At 71.2% G+C, this 5,956-nt stretch carries 1 protein-coding gene; it reads right to left on the reverse strand.

Features of this window, described 5'->3' with window-relative positions; all coding sequences use genetic code 11:
* A partial coding sequence (locus tag WU80_RS23845; protein WP_156371854.1) for a non-ribosomal peptide synthetase occupies nt 1-5,956 on the reverse strand: 5,956 nt, incomplete at both ends.

The following is a 5,956-nucleotide window of genomic DNA, read 5'->3' on the forward strand; positions in this document are numbered from 1 at the left end:
CCGAACGGGCACGCCACGAACCGCGACGCCGTCAGCCCGGACCGGCCCACATACCCGCACGCCACGCCCCGGCCGGCGACATACAACTCGCCGACCACGCCGGCCGGCACCGGCCGCAACCAGTCGTCCAACACCATCAGCGCCGCGCCGGACACCGGCGACCCGATCGGCGCCGCGGCCCCCGCGGTCAGCGGGGCGCTGATCGCCGCGTCGACGGTGGTCTCGGTCGGGCCGTAGGCGTTGACCATCACGCGGCCGGGCGCCCACCGATCCACCAGGTCCGCAGAGCAGGGCTCGCCGCCGATCACCAAGGCCACCCCGTCCAGGCCCTCCGGAGACAGGGCGCCCGCCTCGGACGGCGTCTGGCTGAGCACGCCGACGCGTTCGCGAATCAGCAACGACCGCAAATCTTCCGGTGATCCGATGACCGGCTCGGGGACCACGACCAGCCGTCCCCCGTCCAGCAGCGCGCCGAAGATCTCCTGAACGGAGACGTCGAAGGCCAGGGAATGACACTGCGACCAGGCGGCGGCCGCCGGCAGGGGGGCATGCAGCGACGCCATCAGCTGCGTCACGTTCTGGTGGGTGACCGCCACGCCCTTGGGGACCCCGGTGGTGCCCGAGGTGTAGATCAGGTACGCGATGTCCTCGGGGTCGGGGTGCCGCAACGGCGTGGTGGGTTCGGCGTGCAGGGCCTCGTCGTTGACATCGACGATCGGCAGGTCGGCCCCGTACAGCCGGGACCGCAGGTCCGCGGTGGTCACCGCGACGGCCGGCGCGGCGTCGGCGATCATGAACCCGAGCCGCGCCGCGGGCAGCGCGGGGTCGATCGGCAGGTAGGCCGCTCCCGCCTTCAGCACCCCCAGGATCGCGACGATCGCGTCCGCGGACCGCGAAAACAGCAGCGCCACAACGGCACCGGGGCCGGCGCCGTGGCGCACCAGCAGATGCGCCATGCGGTTCGCGGCCTCGTCCAGCTCGCAGTAGGTCGTCGAGCGGCCCTGCCAACTCAGCGCCACCGCGTGCGGGTTGCGGGCCACGTGCGCGGCGAACAGCTCCGGGATCGACGCCCCGGCCGTCGGTTCGGTCAGCGCGGCGCGATTGCCCCAGCCGATCAGGTGGGCGTGCTCCGACTCGTCGAGCGCATCGATCGCCCTCAGCAGCCGAGTGGGGTCGGCGGTCATGGCCGACAGCACCCGACGGAACCGCCCGATCAGCGCATCGATTGCGGGCGCGTCGAATACGTCGGTGTCGAATTCGACTCGCAGGCCGAGTTCGTCGCCCGGCACGGCCTGCACCGAAAGCGGATAGTGGTTGAATTCGCGGCTCGTGAAGTCGGTGACGGTGACGTCATGGGCGCCGGCCAGCGCGGCGGTGTCGATCGGATAGTTCTCGTACACGAACAGGGTGTCGAACAACTGGTCGTGGCCGGTGGCCCGGTGGATTTCGGACAGCGCCAGATGTTCGTGCTCGAGTGTCTGGTTGTGGGCGCGGCGCAGTTGGTCGAGCAGGCCGGCGACGGTGGTCGCCGCGGTGATGGTGGCGCGCACCGGAACCGTGTTGATCAGCAGGCCCACCATCGACTCGGCGCCGGGCACCTCGGCCGGCCTTCCCGAGACCACCGCCCCGAACACCACGTCGTCCTGCCCGGTCAGCCACGCCAGCAGCTGGGCCCAGGCGGCCTGCAGCACGGTGCTGACGGTGGTGTGCGACGAGCGGGCCAGTGCGCTCAGCGCGCGGGTGGTTTCCACCGGAACGCGGGAGGTGGCGACGCCCCGTCGCCCCGCCCGTCCGGGCGGGCGCACCAACGTCGGGCCGTCGAACCCGTCGAGCACGTGGCGCCACGCCGCGTGCGCGGCGGCCACGTCCCGGTTCGCCAGCCAGGTCAGGTAGCTGCGATACGGCGTCACCGCCGGCAGCCGTTCGCGGTAGTAGCCGGCGAAGATCTCCCGAAGCACGATCGGCAGGGACCACCCGTCCATCACGATGTGGTGAACGGTCAACACGAAGCGGTGCCGGTCTTTCGCGGTGCGTACCAACACCGCTCGGAACGCCGGGTGGGCCGCCAGGTCGCACACCGAGGCGCGTTCGGCGGCGCACAGCTGCTCGATTTGCCGGTCGGGTTCGGCGTCGTCGGCGTCGAGTTGGAGATAGCGCCACCCCACGGTGGGGTCGGCCGGGATGATCTGCACGGGCTCGTCAAAGTCCTCGCAGAACCGGGCCATCAGGTTGGGGTGGCGTCGCAGCACGGTGTGAAGCGCCTCGCGCAGGCGGTGCGGATCAAGCGGGCCGCAGACGGTGATGTCGAGCTGCACCGCATACACGTCGTCGCCCGGGTCCTGGCCGGAGCCGGCGTGGAAGAGCAGTCCCCACTGCAACGGGGTCAGCGGCAACACATCGGCCGTCGGGAACCGCAGGCAGAGCGCATCGATCTGCTGTTGGCTCAGCCGGGCGGGCGCGATGTCCGACGGGGTCAACCCGCCGCCCCCGTTCCGGACGTGCGCGCAGATGCCGGTCAGGGCGTCACACCACAACTGGCTGAGCCGGCGGACCTCGCCGCGCTCCAGGGCCGAGGTTGCCCACGTCCAGTTGGCCTGCAGGCGCGGGCCGTCGGCGGCGTCCACCGTGGCGGCGTTCAGTTCCAGCGTGTGTCCCAACGGGACGGGCATCGCCGCGGTTGCGGCGGTCAGCGAGAGGCTGTCCTGATCGAGCCGCCACAACTCGTCGGACAACTCGGCCGCCCCGCCCAGCCGTCCCAGGTAGTTGAAGCCGATCGACGGGTCCGGATCATCAAGGGCCACTTCGGGATTCAGGTAGCGCAGCAAACCGAAGGTCAGTCCGTCGGGCAGGGCGCGCAGTTGCTCCTTGGCCTCCTTGATCACCGCCCCCAGCTCGGCCTCCCCCGTCCTGACCCTGGCCCAGGGCGGCTTGCCGAGGCTGAACGCGACCGGATACTTGGCGGTGAACCACCCCACGGTGCGCGACAGGTCCACGCGCGGGCCCACCTCCTCATGGCGGCCGTGGGCCTCGACGTCGATGGAAAGCGGCGCGCCGGTGCCCAGGAATTCGCTGATCGCCAACCCGAGGGCGACCAACAGAACATCCTGGACACCGGCGTGGAACGCCGCCGGCACTGCCCCCAACAACATGCGCGTGGTCTCGGTATCCAGCGACACCGACAGATGCTCGGCCGTCCGGTAGGTGTCGGCGTCGGGCCGCACCCCCGGCAGCGCGGGCGGGGTGGCCAGCACCCGGCGCCAGGCGTCCGCTGCCGCGGCGACCTCGGGCCGCCGGGCGTGCTCCCGCAGCAGCGCCGACCACCGGGCGAACGACGTCCCGCCCGGGGGCAGTGCCACCGGCTGCCCGCCCCGCCGCTGGGCCCAGGCGATGTTCAAGTCCTCCAACAGGATTCGCCATGACACCGCATCCACGGCGAGGTGATGAATCACCAATGCCAACCGGCCGCTGGACTCCGCCCACAGCGCCCGCAGCATCATCCCGGCGGCCGGGTCCAGCCGCGACCGCGCCGCGACCAGCGCCGCTTCGGACAACTCGCCGACGGTGTGCAGGCAACCGCGAGCGTCGACCGCGCCGGGATCGGGCACCTGCAGCGACCAACCGCCCTCGCCGTCGTCGTCGAGGCGCAGCCGCAGCGTGGCGTGCCGATCAAGCAACGCCTGCAGCAGCGCCACCACGTCGTCACGGGTGACACCCGCGGGCGCCCGCACCACCATCGCCTGGTTGAACTCGTCGACCGGGCCGTCGATCTGCTGCAGCCACCGCATGATCGGGGTGGCGACGACTTCGCCGAGACCCTCGTCGACCACGTCGTCGTCGGTGGCCACCCCGGCCACCCGGGCCAGCCGGGCCACCGTCTGCTCGACGAAGATGTCGCGCGGGCGGAACAGGACGCCCGCCGCCCGCGCCCGGGCCACCACCTGCATGGACAGGATGCTGTCGCCGCCCAGGTCGAAGAAGGAGTCGTCGACGCCGACCCGCTCCACGCCAAGCACCTGGGCGTAGATGCCGGCCAGGATCACTTCGACGGCGTCGCCCGGGGCGCGGTAGCACTCGGCGCTCTGATAGTCCGGTGCCGGCAGGGCGCGGGTGTCGAGTTTGCCGTTGACGGTCAGCGGCAGCTCGTCCATGGCGACGACCGCGGCCGGCACCATGTAGATCGGCAGCCGGTCGGCCAGCTGGGTGCGGATGGTGGCGGGGTCGGCGGTCCCGGTGATGTAGGCGATCAGCCGCTTGTCGCCGGGCCGGTCCTCGCGGGCCACCACGGCGGCCCGCTCGACGCCACCCAAAGCCGTTAGCGCCGAGCGGATTTCACCGAGCTCGATGCGATAGCCGCGGATCTTGACCTGTTCGTCGATCCGCCCGAGATACTGCAGCTGGCCGTCGCGGTCCCAGCACGCCAGGTCGCCGGTGCGGTACATCCGCGCGGCGGGGCCGCCGAACGGGCAGGCGACGAACCGCGCCGCCGTCAACCCCGGCCGGCCCGCGTAACCGCACGCGACGCCGCGCCCGGCCACGTACAACTCGCCCACCACACCGACGGGCACCGGGCGCAACCACGTGTCCAGCACGAACAACGCCGCGCCTGGCACCGGTGACCCGATCGGCGGGGTTCCGGTTCCCGCGGACAGCGGGGCGGTCATCGCCGCGTACATCGTGGTCTCGGTCGGACCGTATTGGTTGACCATCACCCGCCCGGGCGCCCACCGGTCGACCACCTCGGCCGGGCATGGCTCGCCGCCCATCACGAGCGTCGCCGCCGATTCCAGGCCCCGCGGCGGCAACGCGGCGACGGCCGAGGGGGTATGGCTCAACACGCTGACTCGTTCGCGAACGAGCATGGCGTGCAAGTCTTCCGGTGAGCGGACCACGGAGTCGGGCACGATCACCAGGCGACCGCCGCGCAGCAGCGACCCGAAGATCTCCCAGACCGAGAAGTCGAAGGCCAGCGAGTGGCATTGCGACCACACGTCGCCGAGTTGCAGCTCGTCGTCCAGCGACTCGAGCAGCTGGGTGATGTTGTGGTGGGTGACGGCCACGCCCTTGGGCACCCCGGTCGTGCCCGAGGTGTAGATGATGTAGGCGATGTCTTCGGGGGACGGCGCCGGTAGGGCGCCGGCGGATTGGGTCGCTATTTCGGGGTCGTCGAAATCGATGACGGCCACGTCCGACCCGTCGAGCCGCGACCGCGACTCGGGGCTGACGACCGCGGCGAGCGGTATGGCGTCGGTGAGCATGAATTCGACACGGGCCGCGGGCAGGCCGGGATCGATGGGCAGGTAGGCCGCGCCGGTCTTGAGCACCGCGAGGATCGCCACGACGGCCTCGGCGGAACGCTCCGCGAGCAGCGCCACGCACTCCCCCGAGCCGGCGCCATACTCGACGAGCAAGCGCGCCAGCCGATTCGATGACTCGTCGAGGGCGCGGTAGGTCCACGAGCGCCCGGCGTGGGTGATGGCCACGGCGTCGGGGTCGCGATCCACCTGCGCGGCAAATATTTCCGGGATCGACACCGGCGCGGGCGCCGGGCGGTGCAGCGCCGCGCGGTTTCCGATGGCCTCGAGGTGGGCCTGTTCCGACTCGTCGAGCACATCGATGGACGAGATCCGCCGCGTCGTGTCGGTGGTCATGGCGTCCAGCACCTGGTGCAGCTGATCGATCAGCGCTTCGATGCGGGCCCGGTTGTAGACGTCGGTGCGAAATTCGACCGCGCCGCCGATGCCGGCGGGCTGGCCGTCCTCGGTCCAGCGTTCGGCCAGCGAGAACACCAAATCCATCCGGGCGCTGCGGGTTTCGGTGGGCAGCGCGGTCACGTGGAGATCACCCAACTTCAGGTCCGCGAAGTCGTCGTTCTGCCAGGCGAGGACGACTTGGATCAGGGGGTGATGGCTGAGGCTGCGGGTGGGACCCAGCCGCTCCACCAGGACCTCAAAGGGCA

Origin of the sequence: Mycobacterium sp. UM_11 (assembly GCF_001414075.1) — a bacterium.
Taxonomy (GTDB): Bacteria; Actinomycetota; Actinomycetes; order Mycobacteriales; family Mycobacteriaceae; genus Mycobacterium.